This is a genomic window from Paraburkholderia sp. BL27I4N3, from assembly GCF_003386115.1.
Taxonomy (GTDB): domain Bacteria; phylum Pseudomonadota; class Gammaproteobacteria; order Burkholderiales; family Burkholderiaceae; genus Paraburkholderia.
This window is the reverse complement of sequence record NZ_QREJ01000001.1, coordinates 47,355-67,410: the sequence shown is the minus strand read 5'-3', so window position 1 is coordinate 67,410 and position 20,056 is coordinate 47,355. Positions and strand designations below refer to the sequence as shown.

Annotated in this window: 19 protein-coding genes; 10 read left to right on the top strand and 9 right to left on the bottom strand. The window is 60.1% G+C overall.

All coding sequences use genetic code 11. The features are described from left to right. Positions 1-2: 2 nt before the first annotated feature. Entirely contained in the window at positions 3-392 is a 390-nt protein-coding gene (locus B0G71_RS00305) for a hypothetical protein (protein WP_116138991.1), read from the top strand. Between the two features lie 1,164 nt (positions 393-1,556). On the opposite strand, the gene B0G71_RS00300 is transcribed toward B0G71_RS00305, so the two are convergent. After that, entirely contained in the window at positions 1,557-3,230 is a 1,674-nt protein-coding gene (locus B0G71_RS00300) for a recombinase family protein (protein ID WP_116138989.1), read from the bottom strand. 214 nt (positions 3,231-3,444) lie between these two features. Between B0G71_RS00300 and B0G71_RS00295 the strand changes: the two genes are divergently transcribed. Together B0G71_RS00295 and B0G71_RS00290 are read left to right on the top strand one after the other, a co-directional pair. Next, on the top strand, positions 3,445-4,071 hold the full coding sequence (locus tag B0G71_RS00295) for a hypothetical protein (RefSeq protein WP_116138987.1): 627 nt from the start codon (positions 3,445-3,447) through the stop codon (positions 4,069-4,071). A gap of 133 nt (positions 4,072-4,204) precedes the next feature. Continuing rightward, entirely contained in the window at positions 4,205-4,669 is a 465-nt protein-coding gene (locus B0G71_RS00290) for a hypothetical protein (protein ID WP_147308636.1), read from the top strand. Between the two features lie 559 nt (positions 4,670-5,228). On the opposite strand, the gene B0G71_RS00285 is transcribed toward B0G71_RS00290, so the two are convergent. From B0G71_RS00285 to istA, 3 genes are read right to left on the bottom strand one after another with little or no spacing between them, the layout of a single operon-like run. Then, positions 5,229-5,447: a hypothetical protein gene (locus tag B0G71_RS00285; RefSeq protein WP_116138983.1), complete on the bottom strand. Its 219-nt coding sequence runs from the start codon at positions 5,445-5,447 to the stop codon at positions 5,229-5,231. After that, positions 5,444-6,211, bottom strand: a complete 768-nt coding sequence (gene istB / locus B0G71_RS00280) for an IS21-like element helper ATPase IstB (RefSeq protein WP_116138981.1) — start codon at positions 6,209-6,211, stop codon at positions 5,444-5,446. The genes B0G71_RS00285 and istB overlap by 4 nt, the downstream gene beginning before the upstream one ends. Further along, the gene (gene istA / locus B0G71_RS00275; RefSeq protein WP_116138979.1) at positions 6,198-7,700 is read right to left on the bottom strand and encodes an IS21 family transposase; all 1,503 of its coding nucleotides are present in this window, start codon (positions 7,698-7,700) and stop codon (positions 6,198-6,200) included. The genes istB and istA overlap by 14 nt, the downstream gene beginning before the upstream one ends. Positions 7,701-7,912: 212 nt before the next feature. On the opposite strand from istA, the gene B0G71_RS00270 reads away from it, so the two are divergent. Beyond that, entirely contained in the window at positions 7,913-8,260 is a 348-nt protein-coding gene (locus B0G71_RS00270; protein WP_116138977.1) for a hypothetical protein, read from the top strand. A gap of 231 nt (positions 8,261-8,491) precedes the next feature. On the opposite strand, the gene trfA is transcribed toward B0G71_RS00270, so the two are convergent. After that, on the bottom strand, positions 8,492-9,292 hold the full coding sequence (gene trfA / locus B0G71_RS00265; RefSeq protein ID WP_116138975.1) for a plasmid replication initiator TrfA: 801 nt from the start codon (positions 9,290-9,292) through the stop codon (positions 8,492-8,494). After that, a complete protein-coding gene (locus tag B0G71_RS00260; protein ID WP_116138973.1) occupies positions 9,289-9,537 on the bottom strand; it encodes a hypothetical protein in 249 nt (82 codons plus the stop codon). The genes trfA and B0G71_RS00260 overlap by 4 nt, the downstream gene beginning before the upstream one ends. Before the next feature lie 308 nt (positions 9,538-9,845). Here B0G71_RS00260 and B0G71_RS41690 point away from each other — a divergent pair, with 308 nt between their 5' ends. Together B0G71_RS41690 and B0G71_RS41685 are read left to right on the top strand one after the other, a co-directional pair. Next, positions 9,846-10,502 (top strand): DNA cytosine methyltransferase, encoded by a 657-nt coding sequence (locus tag B0G71_RS41690; protein WP_220377311.1) that lies wholly within the window; start codon positions 9,846-9,848, stop codon positions 10,500-10,502. 184 nt (positions 10,503-10,686) lie between these two features. Continuing rightward, complete coding sequence (locus B0G71_RS41685; protein WP_220377310.1) at positions 10,687-11,019, top strand: DNA cytosine methyltransferase; 333 nt, start codon at positions 10,687-10,689, stop codon at positions 11,017-11,019. 95 nt (positions 11,020-11,114) lie between these two features. Here B0G71_RS41685 and B0G71_RS00250 read toward each other — a convergent pair whose 3' ends face one another. Continuing rightward, complete coding sequence (locus B0G71_RS00250) at positions 11,115-11,741, bottom strand: hypothetical protein (protein WP_147308635.1); 627 nt, start codon at positions 11,739-11,741, stop codon at positions 11,115-11,117. Positions 11,742-11,869: 128 nt separating this feature from the next. Next, a complete protein-coding gene (locus B0G71_RS00245) occupies positions 11,870-12,553 on the bottom strand; it encodes a hypothetical protein (protein ID WP_116138969.1) in 684 nt (227 codons plus the stop codon). A gap of 367 nt (positions 12,554-12,920) precedes the next feature. On the opposite strand from B0G71_RS00245, the gene dcm reads away from it, so the two are divergent. Beyond that, positions 12,921-14,309, top strand: coding sequence for a DNA (cytosine-5-)-methyltransferase (dcm, locus tag B0G71_RS00240; RefSeq protein ID WP_116138967.1), 1,389 nt, complete (start codon positions 12,921-12,923; stop codon positions 14,307-14,309). Between the two features lie 28 nt (positions 14,310-14,337). On the opposite strand, the gene B0G71_RS41775 is transcribed toward dcm, so the two are convergent. Next, on the bottom strand, positions 14,338-14,529 hold the full coding sequence (locus tag B0G71_RS41775; protein WP_116138965.1) for a hypothetical protein: 192 nt from the start codon (positions 14,527-14,529) through the stop codon (positions 14,338-14,340). 1,416 nt (positions 14,530-15,945) lie between these two features. On the opposite strand from B0G71_RS41775, the gene B0G71_RS00225 reads away from it, so the two are divergent. From B0G71_RS00225 to B0G71_RS00215, 3 genes are all read left to right on the top strand, one after another. After that, positions 15,946-17,244: an HlyC/CorC family transporter gene (locus B0G71_RS00225; protein WP_116118330.1), complete on the top strand. Its 1,299-nt coding sequence runs from the start codon at positions 15,946-15,948 to the stop codon at positions 17,242-17,244. 280 nt (positions 17,245-17,524) lie between these two features. Continuing rightward, the gene (locus B0G71_RS00220; RefSeq protein ID WP_116138960.1) at positions 17,525-18,820 is read left to right on the top strand and encodes a GspE/PulE family protein; all 1,296 of its coding nucleotides are present in this window, start codon (positions 17,525-17,527) and stop codon (positions 18,818-18,820) included. After that, complete coding sequence (locus tag B0G71_RS00215) at positions 18,817-20,046, top strand: type II secretion system F family protein (RefSeq protein ID WP_116138958.1); 1,230 nt, start codon at positions 18,817-18,819, stop codon at positions 20,044-20,046. The genes B0G71_RS00220 and B0G71_RS00215 overlap by 4 nt, the downstream gene beginning before the upstream one ends. The last annotated feature ends 10 nt before the right edge of the window (positions 20,047-20,056 follow it).

Sequence of the window (20,056 nt, the reverse complement as noted above, 5' to 3'; positions counted from 1 at the left end):
CCATGCTAGAGATCACCGCGCTGACCGCCCTCGCCTCATCGACCGTGACAGCACTCACACCACTGCTGCAAAAGGCCGTCGAAAAGGGCGCCGAGGAGCTTGGAAAATCCTCTGCGAACACGCTTTTCGACAAGCTCAAGCAACGGCTCAGCCACGTGGGCGCCAAGGAAGCGCTGGACGACCTAGCCAAGCAGCCTGATGACGCGGCGGCACAAGGAGCGTTGAACATGCAACTGCGCAAGGCGCTTGCGGAGGACCCAGAGTTGGCAGCGTTTCTGAAGCAGTGGGTGTCCGAATCGCAGTCCGCGACGGGCACCAGCCAGGACGCTGACGTTGCGGGCAACGATAACAAAGTGACCCAGATCGTCGGGTCTCGCAACAGCGTGGGCTGAACGTGTCAGACCATCGGGGGCTGGGGCGCAGGAAGCGAGCATTGCAGGCGCTGGCAACACGATCGTGCAGATCGTGGGCGACGGCAATACCGTCACGGCAGGGCATCCCTATCTGACGCTCACGCGGTATGTCCAATAACCGCCCGGCTTGTCGCCGTGAACGCCGGCCTCGTGCCGGCGTTCTGCATTTCGGTCTTGTGATTTTTCTAATGCTAGTATCGCCGTACCATTCGGGAGTGGACGCGCACAATTATGGCTGAGAATTGGAATTTGCCTTCGATTCTTGATGTGACCGTGAAATCAATAACAATAATCACTGCGGGAAGATTTATCGCTTCGTTTGTTTATGATTGGGGATTTTTCCGAATCGCATTTATCGTTCTCCGCTGTACCCGCCTCACTTAGCGATCACGCAAATAACGCGTTAAATTGGGTTCCGATTGTGGTATTGGTCTTTATTTTTCTCCCTTTGTAGGTCGCGGCCTCGAACTAGTACGACAAGAAACCTTGGCAGAACGGTTAGTGAGCCGGATTCTCGGCAAGCCAACCAGGTTTCGCCTTGATATCTACTTCCTTCCTTTGTTGATGGTTATTTTCACGATAGATTTATACGTCATTTACGGAATTTCTCTTGCCGTGATGGCATATCTATTATGGTCTGTCGGTTCGGCCTTGTCTTTTTGGTATGTGCGTCGACCCGCCACTACTCAGGCGATGCGCAGAACAGTTCTTTCGAGCGTACTCTTAATCGGGATATGCGCGGTCATATTCGAGCATGGTCATCTTGACGCTTTCCATTTGCTTTATTGAAAGCCGAACGCTCTCATTGCTTATAGTCCCGCGTCGGAAAAATTAATACCCACGACTGTCTTTCGTTATCTGGACAAAGGGGTGATCCTGACCGAAGAAGACTCAGACTCAGACTCTGCTTCCATAGTTTATAAGCAGTGGTCCACGATCGACCATATAGAACTTCGCGGCAGATTTTCGCGTTAAGAATCTCAGTCTAGGGCAGCCTTTCTGGTCGTGACGCCATCGTGAATCGTAGGTTTTTCAACGATTCACGAGGCAATGCTCGCGTGGCATCAGGGCCATCCATCGGCAGGACGTCGTCGACAGAAGTAGACGTGCCGAAAAGAAGCGGGGCGTGAAAGCCCCGCGCAATCAATCGTTTTCCTTTTTCCTACTACCCTCCACCAACACCCGCCAGGGTGTTGGCCGCGTCGGACCGGTCTCGACCCGAACGACATACTCGACTTCGTCCTCAATTACCGGCATCGTCCCGGACAGGGTCGCCAAAACCGCACCTTCGCAGGTCGTCACGGTCCAAACCGACACAAACTTTTGAGGACGGTCAATGAGCACGATTTTCGGGAATACCCGGGAAAGAATCGCCCTCACCCGTTCAACCGCTGCGTCTGCTCCAAACAGTGCTGGAATGATGTCGAGCGGCTCGACGGCCAACTGGCGCTCCAGATTCTCGACGTCGAGCGAGGCTGCGTACGCCTCGAGCCTTCGCAGTTCATCAGCCAGCCGCTTCTTCTCATCCCGCTGTTCGCGATAGATCTGCTCAAGGACGTCATCTCCATCCGCCTCCAACCGACGCATGCGCTGGGCCAGACTTTCAAGCTGCCTGTCAGCGCGTGCCACCTCAAGTTTCAACTCAATAATCCGAGCATCCTGGCCTCCGTCGAGTCGCGCCTTCAGACGGTTGCGGAATTCCCTGATGCGCTCATCGTCAAACATGCATCGCAGAAGATGTGTCAGCGCATGTTCGAGCGCCTTCACCGAAACATAGTCTACCCGCTCCGGAGCGTTTTCAACGGCAACTCGACGTCTCTGCGCACACGCCGCGCAATAAAGTTGAGGCGCAGAACCTCCCCCTGCAATACTCATCCTTCCCAGACAGACGCCGCAGGTCACGAGCCCGGCGAATGGCCGCCGCCCGCCTCCACGGAATGGCTGAGACGATGAACTGTCGTTACAGGCGTACCAGACATGGTCATCCACGAGTCGCAACTCCGGACGGGCATACTCAATCTCGGTAATGTCCTGCTTTTCCTTTTTCGCCTTTGCCTTCGTAAAGCTGCTGCCTCTATATACGAAAACACCGCGATAAATAGTGTTGGCAAGAATCTGCTTTACCGTCGCCGGCCGCCAGTACCCGGCGCCCCCGTCTTTCGAAGGACGGGGACAGGCGACGTTTTCGCGATTCAGGTGTTCCGCGACGGCATTGAGCGAGCTACCCTTGTACCGCATGGCGAACATCTGCTTCACCCGGTCTGCCGCCGGCTGGTCAATTTCCCAGACTGTTCCTCCTTCGTTTTCGCGCTCGCCCTGCCTGACTGCCCGATATCCGTATGCCGCTTTCGCAATCATGAATCCGCGTATCAATTGCCCCTGCATGCCCCGTTTGACGCGATGGCTGGTCTCCCGCACAAAATGTGCGGCGATCAGTCCGGAAATGCCGAACTGCAGTTGCCACCCAGGTATCGAACTATCCGTGCCGTCACAACTGACGACACGTACCCGAGTCTTCTCGATGCGCTGCTCGAGATGCGCAAACTCGAGCGTCGAGCGTGCGAGCCGTGAAATCTCATCGACCACGATGGCCTCGAACTGGCCTGCCTCCCACGCGCTGATGAATCGCGCGTAAGCAACGCGCTTCGCCAGGCCTTTCTGCTGCCCGGTCACCGCCGCATCGACGAATACATGTTCGTCACTAACGGTAAATCCTAACTGCGCCGCTGTTTGCCGCGCCCTTCTGACCTGGTCGTCGATTGACGTCGACCGGCTTTCATCGTCCGAATATCGTGCATAGATTCCTGCTCGCCGCATACGTCTCCCTTTTGTTGGTAGGTTGCTGCGGCGAGTTCGACCAACAGGTCGAGTAGTTCCGAAACTGGTCCTGGTATTGCCATATAAGTGTCCTCGCTATGCCTCAGCAAAACGTATAGCGAACGCGTGAGCGGGACTGATCCGAACAGTTGCTATACGTAAAGAGCGACCCGCTCACGGCCGAACCCGGCCGAAACGTTCGAGGACAAAAACAATGGAAATGACACACGAAGAAGGGCGTACCGGGCGCAGTGCACGCCGGCAAAAACTGACGCTCGACACCGAGCAGCTGAAAAAGCCTGGTTCAAGACTGCTTGCGGCGTTGTTCCAGCAAGCGACCTATCGGGACCATTCACTGGCTGCACTGGCAAACGAGCTTGGATGTACACCGGGCTATCTCTCGCAGTTGAGAAACGACATACGATGCGCGAGCAACGTATCGCAGAAGTTTGTCGATGCCGCTGCCCGGTACCTTGGCGTTCTGCCCATCATCGTCAAAATCCTGGCAGAGCAGGTCCGGGCGGATGATTTCGTTGTGCCGTCCAGTTCAATTGACAGCCGACTTGACCAAGTGATGCAGTTCATCAGGGACGATGGGGCTTTCGGCGCCTCGGTGCCGGGCGATATCCTCTCGGCCAGTCGTGAGATGAAAATCTTCGTTATCGAGTGCTATCGCGAGGCAACAGGTCTTGACTTGACGCCAGGCATTTCGCTTACCCGCCGCCTGCGCGACACGATGGAAGCCGCGCTGGTTTTCGACAACGAAGTCAAGCCGCGCCAACGAGCCGCCCAGCAGCCCTCGGCAACGGGAATCGCTCCCACAGTGCTGGAGGTTCAATGAATTCGGCCCTGCTCAGGGAGCATGGGCTGCACCCGGGCTACATCATTCCCTCGGCTCACTGGTCCTCAATCGAGCGTATATGCGGGGAAGAACCGTCTGAAAGAAGCGCGCTCCTAGCGAGGTTCCTGAGGAAATGCAGCGCGCATTCGAGGCCACCCACGCATTAGAACAGTCGAGACTGAGTACGCTGCGTTCCGGTGGTGGAATGTTTCTTCTGGCTATCACCCTGCAGATTGAAACCTGCCAGACCAGAGTGGTGTCGAACCTGTCGGAACCGCACGTAAGGCAATACCTTCAGGAAGCGACCGCGAGTGGCGAATTGCCGGTGGGATTACATACGCGGGATGACAGCTGGGTACACTCGACCCTGCTCGCTATCGAACCCGACGCATGCAGCCGGCTACTGGAAACGTCTGCCGGAGCTGTCGCGTTCTCCACTGAGGATGCCTGGAACGAGAAGGCGTCGGCCTGCTCCAGGTTATTGCAGGACACGAAGTTTTTCGTGTTCGACGACAAGCCCGCGAGCTGCGTAAGCGTGGTTTTTGTCAAGGACACTTCGCAGTTTCTGAAGCCTGGCGATTTCGAGGCCACTCGGTAATTCACGGCGCGAGCGATGCTCGCGCCTTTTCTTTTTACAGAGCCTACAGATGGCCGATCCCGGAAAGGACTGACGGTTGCACATCCCGCGTCCGTCGTGCGAGATCGTACGCCGCGCACGTGGTCTTCGCGCAATTGCCCCACCCGGGGCAGACAGTCAGTCGTCTTCCCTGATAGCCACTTAAGGCGCAGCCTTGGCCAACGAAAGGGCGGAACTTCAAAAAAAACTTTTCCTCTGGGGAAGACTCCGCCTGGTTAATGGTTAAAAGGTTATAGGTTACGTATAACTTTTCGCGTCCGAAGGCCCGTCAGGCGGGCTTCCGTTCGTCCTACCGGTGGGATGATCGCGCGATTCCGGTGGGACAATTACGCGATTCCGGTGGGGCAATTGCGTGGTTCGGGTGGGGTGATTGCGCGGCGACAACTGACCGTTCCGTCTTCGATAGAGAACGACTCCATGTTAGCGGCGGTGTAAAAGCGCCATTAGATGGCGGCGCAAAGTTGAGTAGAAGCGTCAACAACAGAGGCGGTTATGGGCCGCTGTTGTTGGGTGATGGTCATCAGAATGGATCGTCGATGTCACGAGGGTGAGGATTGTCGGGAGGCGCGCGTTGTTCGTGCAGCAGGTCATTGAGCGGAATCTGATAGTGCGCGGCGATACGCTCGCGTAGATCGTCGATGAGTTCCACGACGGCGAGCGCCTGATCTGCGGACCAGTTGTCTGGGATCAGGAAGTCCAGCCCGTGAGTGATGCCCGAAGGCAGGTGAAGGCGCTTCATGATTTCTTCTTCTCCATACGTGCTGCGCTGCGTTTCTTTGCGCGCTGCTCCGCCCGTTCACGCGCCTCCTTCACCCGGTAGGACTCGCCTTCGATCGCGACGACTTCGGCGCGATGCACCAGCCGGTCAACCAGCGAGACGACGCAGGCGGCGTTCGGAAACACCTCCGACCATTCTGCGAACGGCCGGTTTGTGGTGACCACGGTGCTCGCTGCGCCATACCGGCGGCTGATCAGCTCGAACAGCAGGTCGGCGTGGCGATTCGAGTAGGACAGGTATCCGACCTCGTCAATTACGAGCACGTCAGGCGTGGCGTACCGGTGCAGCCGCCGGCGTAACGCTGAGTCACTGTCAAGCGCGGCGAGCTCGCCGAGCATCTGGCCAGCAGTTGTGAACAGCGCCGTGTGCCCGTTGACGAGCGCCTGGTAGGCGAGGTTCAGCGCCAGGGTCGACTTGCCCACGCCGTTCGGGCCGATCAGTACGACGTTGGCGGTGTCTCTGACGAACTCGAGCGACATCAGTTCTTCGACGGCGGCCCGGTCGCAGCGCGTGGGCCAGGTCCAGTCAAAGTCGCACAGCGGTTTGAAGCTGCCCAGATGGGCGTCCCGGATGCGTCGCTCAAGCGAACGGCGGGCACGCTCGTCTTCTTCCCACTGCAACAGCGGCGCAACCCAGCCGGCGTCAGTGAGTTCCGGCCAATGCGCCAGCAGCCCGTACAGGCGCAGGGCGTTCGCGCGTTCCTGCAGGTTCTCAGGCGAGCTCATCAGTACCTCCCGTTATCTGGTCGTAGATGTCGAGCCGGTGCGGGGTCACCAGCGTGTCCTTGCTACGCACGTGCTCGGGCAGGTTCACCGTCACTGGCGGCGGTACCTGACGCGACTCGCGCCGACGCTCCAGCGCCAGACGCACCGGATTCTGGTGAGGCGCGGCATCGCTGGCGAGCGTTTCCTCGATCGCTGCCTGCAGTTCGGCTGCACCATAACGGTCGAGCAGCCGCAGCAGGTGGGCGGTGATATTACCCAGATTGGCGCCGCGTTCAGCCGCGCGCAGCATGAGTGTGTGACTGGCCGGCGCTGCGCGGGCGAGATGGTCGAGGCCGCGATGGTGACGGGCTTCGCGTTTGCGTGCAACGAGGGCGTCGATGTGTGCGGGAATCTCGATTTGCGCGCCGCGATCGTAACTGCGCACATGAGTTGCAAGCAGATCGGCGCCGTCGAGAATGCGCACCTGCCGGGGATCAGCCCGGACCGTAAGTACGCGCCGCACGTGGGTATGCGGGATCGTGTAGTCGTTCAGATCGAAGCGCACATACGGCTGCTTGCCGACCTTCACGGCCAGTTGCAGTTCGCAGGGGTACGGATTCTCCGGCAACGCAAGCAGGCTGGGCTGCTCGCGGGCGAAGGCTTCGCGCACCGTGATCGTGGGTTCTTCCCGGCAGGGACGATCCGCCGCCATGCCCGCGCACCATTGCGCGGCCTGGATGTTCAGATCGTCGAGATCGGTGAACTTGCGCGCGGCAAAGAAATTCTCGCGTACATACCTGATAGCTCTTTCGACGCGTCCCTTCTCGTTTCCTCTGGCCACTGCCACGGGACGCGGCTCGAAGCGATGATGAGCGGCGAACGCGAGAAGCGTGGGGTTGAAGCGGATCGCATCACCCTGACGCTCGAGCACAGCGCTCCTGAGATTGTCGTAGAGGAGGATTCGTGGCAATCCGGACCACGCCGCGAACGCGCCGGCGTGGCCCGCCAGGAAGCTGTCCATGCGGGCATCGAGGAAGAAGCGCAGATAGATCTGCCGAGACCATGACAGCACCATGACGAAGGCCATGAGTGGCCGGCGCGCGCGCCCGATCTGCAGGTGATCGAAATGGGCCCAGTCAACCTGGCCCTGCTCTCCAGGCAAGGTGCGCAGCCGCAGATAAGCCTCTGGTGCAGGACGCGGACGGTGTACCGCGATCAGGTGCCGGAAATGATGAGGGTTGCCACGGTAGCCGCGCTCGGTGACCATCGCATACAGCCGGCTGGCCGTGAGCGACGGAAACCTCTTGAGCGTGTCATGGATAAACGGCAGGTAGGCATCGATCTGCGAAGGTCTGAGCATCCCGCCGATGCGGGGCAGACCGGCCTGCGCCAGCACGCGCTGGACCGTGCCACGGTGCACGTGCAACTGCCGTGCGATGGTGCCGCAGCGCCACTTCTCGACGTGGTAGTAGCGCAGGATCTGCGCCTCAAGTTCAACTCCAATGGTCATGGGTCACTTCCTGTGCAGTAGGTAGTAGTACGAACATCACGGAAGACCCGACGGCGTAGTGGCCCCAGGCGCACGAAGCCCGGGCAGACGCAGTGGCAGAAATGGCACTGCTCAGGCACAGCTGGGGCGGTGGCGGATACCGCCGCTGTTGCCGCCGACGTCGTCGAAGTCGGTGCCAGTAGAGCATCGGCGGCAGGCGCAGAGGAACCCTGATGCGTCACTTTATTCCGGCGGCTGCGATAGCGGCGCATCCGTTCGGCATGCGCGAAGCGGCCGTGACGACTGCGCTGATAGCGCTGGCCGGCCACGCGCATGCTGGCCTGACGTGCGACCTCCGAACAGTCGCCGTCGCAATAGATCTGGCCGCGGTCGCAACGGCGGCAAACGATGACCTGCGCCCGGCAGCGGGCGCACACAAACAGGCGGCCGGTGGCCGGCATCGGCAATCCCCGTCAATGCCGAAACGCTATCGACGGGACTGGTGGACCGTGCCATACTGGGCCGGCACCCGTGCCCATGCGCGTGTGGGGCTCGACATCGGAGTGAACTTGGCGGTTTGAGCCGGTGTCGGGCCTGTTTCTTCGGCGGTATTCCTTCTTCTACCGCATCTTGACCTGAGCGTCACCACTTCCTGAAATGAACCGCGTCGGGTGCGTCTGCACTCGCCCTACGGGCTCCTTCCGACGCACCGGGTAGCGCCTCTCGCTCTCCGCGCAAACCATTCCCAAACCGTTTAGCAGAGCATGACCATTCCGCATCTCTGATTGACGCCGCCGTTTAGTGTCGGATTCTCACAGCCGTTCACACTCCAGGAACTTCACGTCGACGAGTTGTTGCAGCGCAAGGGTGGCTTTGCGCCGGAACTCCTTGCGTGGCGTTACGTCGCCGCACAGGCTCTGCAACCTGTCTAGCGGGAATGCAATGGGTTCGCGATGCGACGCGTAAAAGCCCAGCAGCCAGGACGCGAGATATGAACGTCGGGTAAGCCGGTCCTCGTAGACTCGCAATATCCGCGTGTAGTGCTGGTCCCTGAAGAGCTCCGCAATCTCTCGGTCAAAATACACCCGGACATCCTTCGAGTCTGGTACGAACTCCAACTTGGCAATGAGAGAGACGGCGACCCCCACACGTGAAATTCGCGGCACGAACATCAGCAGACTTGTTGCCTTGAGTCGCGACAGCGTTTCGACGAGTTTTTCATACGCCGCGTTCGATGTGCCCCAACCGATTTCCTCACAGAATCGCCGTGGCCTGAAGGTGGCAGCGCCAGGCGTATCACCTTCCTTATGAAGGGCATGCATGAAAACCCGTCGGTCGTCCTGCCGGAGTTCTTCCCCTGAGTATTCGATATACCCGTTCCTCGCTGCCTGAACCGGTAGCCGGTGTCTGGAAAACGACCGGCGTGGCGACGCCGGATCGGCGACGCGAAATAGCGCGCAGCGCACAAGTTCGTTCGGAATGATGGGCGCGCTTTCCGCATGGTATGGCACAAGCGGGTACGGTAGCTGCCAGAGTTGCGGCACGGAAGCCGCCGGGCTTCCACTGTCGCGGTCACGTTCGGCGACCAGCGCATCAAGGAGAAGGTCGCTCATTGCCCCGCCCCATCGACGACAACATCATCGAGCGGCATCATCGCGAGTTCAAGACCGCGTTCAAGCGCTCGACCGAGAAAGTCGAATCCCTCGAATCCCGAGAATCTTCTGGCCTTCGATGGGTCCAGCGTCCAGGGCGAGCCGTCCGGTCCTGGCTCGGCCAGCAGGTAACGCATCGGCTGTGTCGCATCGGCCTCGACGATTGCGTAAATCTCTTTGCGTCCCGCGTTGCGGTAGCCCCTCATCGGCCACCTCCGCTCGCCATACTGGAGTCGCGCGCACGGACGGGCGCACGCGAGACGCACGTTGGTACATGTTCGCGTCTCACGCAGGAAAGTGGCACGCCGGCAAGCGGGATAACTATTTGCATCTATTGCTCCTGTGGGTTGGAATAACAGATACAGCTACGCGGTTTATCGGGCCTCAAAGTTTCCGTCAGGCCAGAGGGACATGTGACCTATCGTGCTTCCGCCGTAGACGGTGCAACGAAAAATCCACTGGCCGGATAAAACAGGGGCCTACACGAGACTCACCCACTCTGGAGTCCGTGAAAATGACCCACTCGCAACACACCGCCAATGTCCTTCAATCCTCGCCGTCCCGCATCGACGCTGATGCCGCAGCCTCCATTCGTCCATTGGAATGCATTGAACTCTTCGCCGGATGCGGCTCAATGGCCCTGGGCCTGCAGCAGGCAGGCATCATTCACCAGTTGATGGTCGACGTCGACACATACGCATCCCGGACGCTATCCGCAAATCGGACCACGTTCGGCAAATCGGACCGCCTGTTAATTTCGCAGGCCGATGTGCGTCATATCGACTGGCACGCATACGCCGGTGTCGACCTCATCGCGGGCGGCCCTCCCTCCCAGCCGTTTTCCGGTGGTGGCCTGGGCGCCGGTCAGCATGACCGCCGGGACCTGTGGCCGGAGGCCATTCGCGCCGTGTCGGAGGCACTGCCGCGAGCGTTTGTGTTCGAGAGCGCACCGGGCCTGCTGCGTCCCTCGTTCAGCCAGTACCTCGACGATCTGGTCGCACGCCTGGAGCGACCCTGTGGCGTTAGAGAGGATGTGCAGTACAAGGTCACCGTCGTGCCGCTGAACGCAGCCGACTACGGCGTCGCCCAGAACCTCCGGCGCGTACTCATCGCCGGCATACGGCAAGACTGCGGCAGCCTGCTGGAATTCGGCCCGAACACACAGTCATGAGCGACTCGTATGGGACAAGTCGGTTTCCGGCGAGTACTGGGAGCGGCATGGATTATTGCGGCCCGAAGCCTCGCTTGTGCCGAAGGAGGAGACATCTATTCACAAACGGCTGCTTAAGGGCAACACTCGCCCCGCCGGAGCGGCGTGGCGCACCTGCCGCGACGCCTTGGCTAACGACGGAACGGTGGCACTCACCGACCGCCTTGAGGATTCTGCAGGTCGCCGGACCGCGCGTCAGTATCCTGGTCATACGGGCAGCCAACTGGATTTGCCATCGAAGGCCCTCAAAGCCGGCGTGCACGGCGTTCCCGGCGGCGAGAACATGTTCGTTGATGACAATGGCGCTTACTGGCAATTCACCGTGCGTGACGCTGCGCGACTACAAGGCCTACCGGACAATTTCGTCGTGGAAGGTTCGTGGTCGCAGGGAATGCGCCAACTCGGTAACGCATTGCCTGTGCCCATCGCCAAGGTGGCGGGACGCTGGCTCACCGATTGCCTCAATCCCGCATCCTAAAAATAAAGATGGTCCGCGCAGGCGGACCATCTCAATCAACGTTACTGGACGCGCTGCGCGTCGCGTACCGGGAGCGCAGGGGGAATGTCCTGGAGCTAGTGGAGTGTCCCTTCTTCACGCAAACTCGCCTCGACGCATTCGAGCATGTGTGTCGGCAGCATCACCGACACACTCAAGTCCCTGACGGGTGGTTGCCCGAGAAGCGCCGGCACCGTGGCAATGGCGCACACTTTGGTGATAATGCCCGACACACCCAGGATGACCTCCTCGCGGTCAACGTCGGAGACGGACTGAACCAGCTTCTCGACCGGTGCAATCATCTCCCACGGGAGGTGTGCGGCAGAAACGGCCGCCGTCTCCTCTCCCGCGTCGCCCATCGCCACCTGCATGGGCGCCATACGCAAAGAGGCGAGGAACTCAGGAACCGGTGGTTCGAACAGCGGAAGCAGAAACCGGTGCTGGAACATGCCAAGCTGCTGGGTGAACACCACGTAGTTGCCGGCCTTATCGCCCGTAAAAGCGGCCACGTTAAGGTCCCGCGAAGCTGACTCTTTGAGCATGGCGGCAAACATGGGCGCGGAAACGTCTCCGCACAAAAACCATCCTTCCAGCCCCGCCCCTTTCCGCTGCCGCCCAGCCATAGCTTCCGTAACGTCCTCCGGCCGCATCACGCGCGCGGGGGTCAGCAGCGCATCTCCACATCTTGTCGGTTTCTCAATCATTGTTCGTGTCCTATGTAGACGCGCCGGAATGGCGCATTACGTATAGGCACCGCAATGAAAGAATACGATTCGCACGCGCGCAACCACCAAAGACTGACGACCCGCGCGCGCACAAGCGTTAACCGAGTTCAGTGCAAGGCGCGGATCGCACGCTCCGCATCAGCGTACGACGCAGACACCGCCGTTCTGCGTGCATGGAAGAAAGTTACCCCCGACTCGCTCGAAGGGTATGCAATCTCGTACCCGAGCCGCTTCAGCGCGCGGTCGACCCTGCGGGTATGGAGCACGCATGAATTTCTGTGAGCCGCAGGCGGTGCATATGGATGGTCGTAATTGTCGAGCATTCCCTGCTTGCAGACCTCAATCGCCTGCGTGGCGAATGTATCTGTCGCTGGCTGGTTGCTCAGATGTCGAAGAAGGTTCACCGGCCCCCCAAGCTTCTGCAGGAGCGGAATGACGAACGTGTGCGTCTCCTCACGACTCAGCGCCACCGGCACGGCGCCCTGACGATTCCAGGTGTCAATCGCCTGCCACACCTCCGGCTCCGTTGGGTCCGCCAGCCAGTTCAGCAACGCATCCTCGATGTAGAGCGCAAACAGAAGCATCGGCATCTGCGGACCGCCAATGACGAACGCATCGAATGTCGCGCGACGGGCATTCGCATACTGGCTTGGGTCGAATTCGACCATCTGTTCAAGGACGGGCCCCTTGAGTCGCGGGCTGGTCCCGCTATATTCGCTCGCGGAGGCAATAAGACCCAACCGGATAGAAGAGTCCTGAGCCGGTTGATAAATATTTGCGCCGTTTTCCATATTAAAAAATCTCCTTTTTTATAAACCCCATACTGGGGACAAAAGAAGATTAATGCTGAATATCGTATAAATCAACGTATAAATTTAATATCGCAACTTCTATATTATACGTTTAAATGTTTATTCAAATTTAAAAATGACATTAGCCCAGATAACCACGCATCGGCACTCCTCCCGGCGGCCCCATGCCGCAATCACGAATACCTCACGGACAACTTACCTGAGCCTCATGGACGTATCGCATCTCCATTAATTCAAAGCACGGCGACGACTTCTTTAATCTAAATAATTAAATCTTAAGAAAATCCTCAAAATCGGATAAAACGCGTTTCTCCACTTGTTTCCTGCAACCACCAATGGAAACAAAATGGAGCAACAAAACAGCACCCTCAACGTCATCGAACTTTTCGCGGGCGTAGGCGGATTCCGTCTCGGCCTCGAATCCGTCCCCGGGCAGCCTTTCCGCGTCACCCTCAGCAACCAGTTCGAACCGTCAAACAAGATTCAGCACGCCAGTCTCGTCTACCACGCACACTGGCCGCACGGGGAACATCTGAATCAGGACATCAACGAGGTATTGGCCTCGCCGGCCGGTCAACGGGCGATACGCGACGCCGCGCCTGATGTGCTTGTTGCCGGCTTCCCATGCCAAGACTACTCTGTCGCCAAACCAACTTCCCAGTCAAAAGGTATCGAGGGCAAGAAAGGCGTCTTGTGGTGGTCGATCGCGGAACTCTTGCAGCAGCGCATCACGGACGGCGCGCCGGTTAAATACCTTGTCCTCGAAAACGTAGACCGCCTGCTGTCGTCGCCAGCATCCGCCAAGGGGAGAGACTTCGCTATCGTGCTGTCTACGTTAAATCGGCTGGGATACGCGGTTGAGTGGCGCGTGATCAACGCCGCCGACTATGGGTTTCCTCAGAAACGCAAGCGCGTGTTCATCGTTGCATATCACAACACGACAGGTCTCTATACAAGCAATGTCGCGACTCACTTCGTGGTCCCTAGTGGGTGGGTCTCAACGGGCGTACTGGGCCGGGCCCTTCCCGCCGTACCTCGCGCCCCGGCGCAGGCAGCACGAGAGTGCTTCAAGGTATCGGCGGACCCGTTCATGGCGCAATCAACGTTCCAGCCGCTGCCGAATGGCAAATCACCATTCGCAAACGCGGGCTTCATGTTCGACGGATACGTATATAGCGCTTCCGTGGATGCCGCAATATTCAGCGACTACACCCAGTTCACCGGGACCCCTGATGCCCTGACGCTGGGAGATGTTGTCAATCTAACGACCGATGTACACGACAACTTTTATATCAGCAACGATGCCGAAGAAGCCTGGCGAATGGCCAAGGGGGCAAAGTGTCTTCCCCGTCAGAAAGATGGATTCAAATACAACTACACCGAAGGTGCGATGGCATTTCCTGACCCGCTCGACAAACCGGCGCGCACCATCATCACTTCGGAAGGCGGAGCATCTGCGTCTCGCACCCGACATGCTGTCCGTGCCACGGATGGACGATTACGCCGACTGGTTCCCGAAGAACTTGAAGGGTTGAATGGGTTTCCGCGTGGGTTCACCCAACACCCCGAGGTCTCGGACTCAATGCGGGCGTTTCTGATGGGCAACGCGCTGGTCACCGGCCTAGTCACGCGCATCGCTACCGCACTTCACGATGCCCACCAACAGGAGACGCGGTCGTCGCTGCATCGCATGGAATTCCACGACTATCATGCGTTCATTGGCGAATACAGCTAGGAGACCAGATTCCGGCGGTCGACTGTTTCTACAGGATACGAAGATGCCGGATACGCCCGACGTTCGGCGACCGCTCCCGGATTAGGTTCGCGATGTACTCCGGCAACAGGGCACGCGGGATCGACGCAGGCACGTCAACCACCATCTGGGATGGAACGTGAACAATGTACTCGTCAAGTGCGGATTTGAGGCTGTGTTCGTAACTGACGCGGTATTCCACGGATCGCCTTGTATGCGGGTATGAAAGGATGGACTGCGATTTTACCCTTCGGGCACCGATGCTACGCTGCCGCCCTTTTGCCGGACGGCACCCGATACAGCCTCTTGGACTGGATCGACAAGCGTCGGGGGCGGTTTTGCGGCAGGTCGCCACACCCTCCACCGACGATGGCAGCGATCCGGGAGCCGCCATTTCCCGAACGGGCGGAACCCGCCACCCTGCTAGCCCTTTTGCACCGCACCATCGACCGTACGCATTGGCTTGCGTTGGCCGTAACCCGCATAACACTACAAACCGCAGTAGCTATCGATTGGCGGACAATTGCCGGCGGACCATCGTGTAAGCGACTACCTAGATTGAATGGGCGCGCCCGTTCCTCACCTTGAAGGTGAGGCAACTTTAAGGCCCATCCGTCCGCATTAGTCAAACGCTAATAAGCCGACCACCGCTTCATTCGCCACCGGCGCCATCCGAGAGTCGGGCCAGCAGTGCCGCGTCCCGCGCTCGCACTGCTGTCGCCGGAGATGACCGACTGGCGGACACTTTTTTGTCCTTGCCCTGCCGTACGAGCGGGCGCCTTTTTGCGGCAGGTTGCAAAGTTTGCGACGCAGCGATCCCGCCCACAGACTGGGAAACTGATATGGGGCCAGTCTGTCCGCATTCGGTCATGTTGTCTACGGGTTCCCTGAGTGCCTGATCCAACCAGGCGAAGAACAAGTCTGGGTGCCAGTAGGCCCGCCGGCCAAGGTGGACTGGGGCGGGCATGCGGCCACCGCGCACATAGTAGTCAATGGTGCGGACGGAAACCGCGAGAATCTGCGCAGCTTGCTCCTTAGTGATGGGGGAGAACGGGGTCGTCAACATGGTGGCTCGCGATAAACGTAATCTACCGTATGGCGACCGGTTTTATCCCTCTCCGCACGACCGGCAGGCGGCCCCCGATCGCCCCCGGCCACACATGGCCTCACATCAACACTACCTGCGTCGCTCAACGCCCGGTTCAGGCCCGGACGCGACAATTTCTGCGCCAATTCTGCGCCACTGAAACCCTAGATGACGCTGCGCATCGTTGCGTGCAGTTGCGCGAAATATGCGCTAACCCATTGATTTAAAAACATTCATGATGTATTCTGCTTCGACCACGTGTAGCCTTGGGCGGCGTTCGGGACGTAGAGGCCGGAGGTTCGAATCCTCTCACCCCGACCAGATTCGCCTTGTTAGTTCAAGGCTCAAGAAACCGCCCAGCTTGCTCGGCGGTTTTTTGTTTTCTTGGGTCACGCGCGGCGTATTCAGCGTGTTATCTCCCTCACGCACCCCGCACCGCCATCGTCGCCCTGTCTTTTGCCGCCAGTACGAACAGTGCGCGCAAGCCCCTCTGCTATATTCTCTTCATCCCTTCCCTATCCTTCACGACGCGTGGAACAACTTCCCTTATGGGCGCAGATTGGCGCCGTCTTTCTGCTGCTTATCTGCTCGAGCTTCTTTTCGATTTCCGAAACGGCGATGATGGCGATCAATCGCCATCGCCTGAAACATCTGGCCAATCAGAACGCGCTCGGCGCAAAGACCACTCAAGGTCTCCTCGCGCAAACGGATCAGCTTTTGAGCGTGGTGCTGATCGGCAACAATCTGTTCAACACCATCATTCCGGTGCTCACCACCTCGATCGCCTTGCACACGTTCGGCCGGAACAACCTCGTGCTGTCGATCGCGACCGGCATCGTCGCGTTTCTGATCATCGTGTTCGCGGAAATCACGCCGAAGATCGTCGGCGCGACGTTCCCTGAAAAAGTCGCGCTGCCGGCCAGCCTGCTGATCGCGCCGATGATGCGCGTCGCCAAACCGCTAGTCTGGTTCGTCAATCTTTTTGCAAACGGCATTCTGCGCGTGCTGCATATCAATACAAAGGGCGCGCACGACCAGCGCCTGTCGACCGAAGAGCTGCGCACCATCGTGCTGGAGTCCGGCAGCTTCATGCCGACCAAGCACCGCAGCATTTTGCTGAACCTGTTCGATCTGGAAAACATCTCCGTCGACGACGTGATGATCCCGCGCCGCCGCATCGAGGCGCTGGATTTCGACGCGCCGTTCGAGCACATCCTGCATCAACTGGAAACCTGCTATCACAACAAACTGATCGTCTATCAAGGCGACATCGATCGCGTGCTCGGTGTGCTGCACGTACGCAAGACACTGGCGGCGCTGCACAACCAGGAGCTGGAGCGCGAGACGCTGCGCGAGTTGCTGGCCGAGCCGTACTTCGTGCCGAGCGGGACGCCCGTGTTCCAGCAATTGCAATTCTTCCAGGAGAGCCGCCACCGCACAGCGTTGGTCGTCAACGAATACGGCGAGTTGCAGGGCCTCGTCACACCGGAAGACATCATCGAGGAACTGATCGGCGAGTTCACTACCTCGATTCCGCGCGGCGCCAACTCGCGCGGCGGCTGGAACGAGAACGGCGAATGCATCGTGGCCGGCAGCATGCCGCTGCGCGAGTTGAACCGCTGGCTGCATCTCACGCTGCCTACCGACGGGCCGAAAACGCTCAATGGTCTAATCCTCGAAATTCTCGAAGACATTCCCGACGGCGACGTGTGCGTGCAGATCGGCGAAGTCAAACTCGAAGTGATGCGCAGCGACGATCAGGCGATTCGTACGGTCAAGCTGTTCAGACCGCCGACGCGCGTGAAAGCCGGCAAGGTATTGCGCGGCTAGGGATTTGCGCAACGCGCAAGTTAGTCGACGTAACTGCGCAACTTCGCAACGCGGCGTGCGACCGCTTGGCACGTCCAGCAACAGCGCGACACGGTTAGGCACCGCAGCCAGGCACAGCAGGCAGCGGCAGAACACGCGCCGAGCACAGCGGCCAAACCGGCACCAGCATCGCACACCGATGCAGCGCGCGCCATTAGCCGAATGGCCGAATAGCGGCGCCCGCCACCTTGCCGGAAGATGAAGCCGTCGTGTTCTACAGGCGGTTCATCACCGGTCTCTCATGCAAGCCTCTTTCCAGCCCACGGCGGCATCGCCGCGCCCCATCGCAAACGCCCACGAAAGCGCCGTCAAAGCGAAACTGAAACCATTCGCACCCGACGTCGGTACAGCAAATCCCGCTGATATCGACAACGCTCCCGCCGTGCGTCTCTTGACCGACACATTGCAGGAAGCAACCCGCCGAAACGCGTCGGACCTTCATATTGAGCCGGCGGAACACGGCTGGCGCGTGCGCTTGCGAATCGACGGCGTGCTGCACGAAATCCCGCCGCCGCCCGCTCATCTGCGCGACGCATTCATCACTCGGGTGAAAGTGCTGGCGCGCATGGATATCGCCGAGCGTCGCGTGCCGCAAGACGGCCGGTTGCGCATTGCCACTTCGCCCGGACGCGTTGAAGACTACCGCGTCAACTCGCTGCCCACGCTATTCGGAGAAAAGCTCGTGCTGCGCAGGCTCGACGCGCTGCCCGCCGATCTTTCACTCGACTCGCTCGGCCTCGACCCGCATCAACGCGAAACCGTGGACGCCGCGATTCGCGCGCCGCACGGCCTCATGCTTGTCACCGGCCCCACCGGCAGCGGCAAGACATTGTCGCTGTACTGTTTCCTGAATCTGCTCAACGGCGAGGCCCGCAATCTCTGTTCAGTGGAAGACCCTGCGGAGATCCAGTTGGCAGGCATCAATCAGGTCAGTGTGCGCGAAAAAGCCGGGCTCACTTTCGCGGTCGCACTGCGTGCATTCCTTCGCCAGGATCCCGACGTGATCATGGTCGGCGAGATTCGCGACGAAGAGACCGCCGACGTCGCCGTAAAAGCCGCGCAAACGGGCCACCTCGTCCTGTCGACCCTGCATACGAACGACGCCCCGGCAGCCATCGCGCGTCTGATCGATATCGGCGTCGAGCCGTATAACCTCGCCGCCGCGTTGCGGATGGTCACCGCGCAACGGCTGGTGCGGCGGCTCTGCATCGCGTGCCGCGTGCCGGCGCCGCAGTCGGTCGCGGCGCTCCGGGCAGCAGGTTTCAGCGAGCAGCAACTCGATGGCTGGCAGCCCTACGCCACCGCCGGGTGCCCCGCGTGTCACGGCATCGGCTATCGCGGCCGCGTCGGCATTCATCAGGTGATGCCCGTATCCGATGCGATGCGCGAACTGATCGTCGCGAGCGCCGGCACGCATGAACTCGCGCGGCTGGCGCAAACCGAACAGGTGGGCACCTTGCGCGACGCCGCGTTGAGACGTGTGCGCGACGGCACCACCAGCCTCGCCGAAGCGCTCGCCGCCACCGAGTCCGCATGAGCACGGCGACGACCCAAGGGCTTCCGGCCTCCGACATGCGTTTCAAATGGCGCGGCGTCGATGCCGACGGCGTGCGGAAAAACGGCGCGCTCATCGCACCGGACGCAGCCATCGCTCGCTCAATACTCAAGCGCGACAATCTGTTCATCCTCGAACTGACGGCGCTCGGACCGGCACCGCGTCCCACCACGCGCGCCGCCGACATCACGCTATTCACGCGCCAGCTCGCCAGCCTGCTGCGCGCGGGTCTCCCACTCGCGCCCGCGCTGGACCTGCTCGCGCAAGCCCAGACTTCGCGCCGCCACGGCATGCCGCGCATTGTCGGCGCGCTTGCGCGCAACATCATCGGCGGCCTGCGTTTTTCCGCGGCGTTGCAGCGGCATCCCGCGCAATTCAACGCGCTGTACTGCCAACTCGTCGAAGTCGGCGAGGCCGCCGGCGCACTCGCGGCGGTCCTCGCCCGCATCGCCGACGACCGCGAACGCGCCGCCGCGCAGCGCGCCAAAGTGCGCGCGGCATTGACCTATCCCGTCGCGATCCTCGTGCTGGCGATGGCAATCACCGCAGCATTGCTCGTGTGGGTCGTGCCGACCTTCAACCAGATCTTCGACGGCTTCGGCGCCAGGCTGCCCGCGCCCACGCAGTTCGTGCTGGCATTGTCGTCCGGTGTGGCGCGATGGAGCATACCGGCATTCGCCATGATCTTCGCGTTCGGATCAGCAACGACGTTTCTGCTGCAACGTTCCGAAGCCGCGCGCATCCGCTTTGCGCGCATATCGCTGACAATTCCGGTCGCCGGTCCGCTGTTGCGCACGTTGTGCGCGGCGCGCTGGAGCCGCGCGCTCGGCACCTTGTTATCAGCCGGCACACCGCTGGCCGACGCGTTCGATTCGCTGACTCACGCCACCGGCAACGCATTCTTCGACCGCGCCACCGTGGAAATCGCCGCGCGTCTGCGGCGCGGCGAGCGGCTCGCCGCTGCGATGCGCGCGGCACGCTGCTTTCCGCCCGAAGTCGTTCAGCCCATCTCGGTTGCCGAGGAGTCCGGAGCACTCGACGCCATGCTGATCGACGTGGCGTCGCTGGCCGATCGTCAGGTAGACGAAAAGATCGGCACGCTGTCGAGTCTATGCGAGCCACTCGTCATCGTCGTGCTCGGCACGCTGGTCGGCGGCCTCGTGATCGCGATGTATCTTCCCATTATTCAACTCGGCAACGTGGTGTAGGATCGCAGCC

Bases quoted from the DNA above. Each gene is read 5' to 3' on its own strand.
- istA (WP_116138979.1), bottom strand. From the start codon at position 7,700: ATGACCATTGGAGTTGAACTTGAGGCGCAGATCCTGCGCTACTACCAC.
- B0G71_RS00290 (WP_147308636.1), top strand. From the start codon at position 4,205: ATGCAGCGCGCATTCGAGGCCACCCACGCATTAGAACAGTCGAGACTG.
- B0G71_RS00285 (WP_116138983.1), bottom strand. From the start codon at position 5,447: ATGAAGCGCCTTCACCTGCCTTCGGGCATCACTCACGGGCTGGACTTC.
- B0G71_RS41690 (WP_220377311.1), top strand. From the start codon at position 9,846: ATGACCCACTCGCAACACACCGCCAATGTCCTTCAATCCTCGCCGTCC.
- B0G71_RS00215 (WP_116138958.1), top strand. From the start codon at position 18,817: ATGAGCACGGCGACGACCCAAGGGCTTCCGGCCTCCGACATGCGTTTC.
- dcm (WP_116138967.1), top strand. From the start codon at position 12,921: ATGGAGCAACAAAACAGCACCCTCAACGTCATCGAACTTTTCGCGGGC.
- B0G71_RS00250 (WP_147308635.1), bottom strand. From the start codon at position 11,741: ATGATTGAGAAACCGACAAGATGTGGAGATGCGCTGCTGACCCCCGCG.
- B0G71_RS00295 (WP_116138987.1), top strand. From the start codon at position 3,445: ATGGAAATGACACACGAAGAAGGGCGTACCGGGCGCAGTGCACGCCGG.
- B0G71_RS00300 (WP_116138989.1), bottom strand. From the start codon at position 3,230: ATGCGGCGAGCAGGAATCTATGCACGATATTCGGACGATGAAAGCCGG.
- B0G71_RS00220 (WP_116138960.1), top strand. From the start codon at position 17,525: ATGCAAGCCTCTTTCCAGCCCACGGCGGCATCGCCGCGCCCCATCGCA.
- trfA (WP_116138975.1), bottom strand. From the start codon at position 9,292: ATGAGCGACCTTCTCCTTGATGCGCTGGTCGCCGAACGTGACCGCGAC.
- istB (WP_116138981.1), bottom strand. From the start codon at position 6,211: ATGAGCTCGCCTGAGAACCTGCAGGAACGCGCGAACGCCCTGCGCCTG.
- B0G71_RS00270 (WP_116138977.1), top strand. From the start codon at position 7,913: ATGCGTCACTTTATTCCGGCGGCTGCGATAGCGGCGCATCCGTTCGGC.
- B0G71_RS00305 (WP_116138991.1), top strand. From the start codon at position 3: ATGCTAGAGATCACCGCGCTGACCGCCCTCGCCTCATCGACCGTGACA.
- B0G71_RS00245 (WP_116138969.1), bottom strand. From the start codon at position 12,553: ATGGAAAACGGCGCAAATATTTATCAACCGGCTCAGGACTCTTCTATC.
- B0G71_RS00260 (WP_116138973.1), bottom strand. From the start codon at position 9,537: ATGAGGGGCTACCGCAACGCGGGACGCAAAGAGATTTACGCAATCGTC.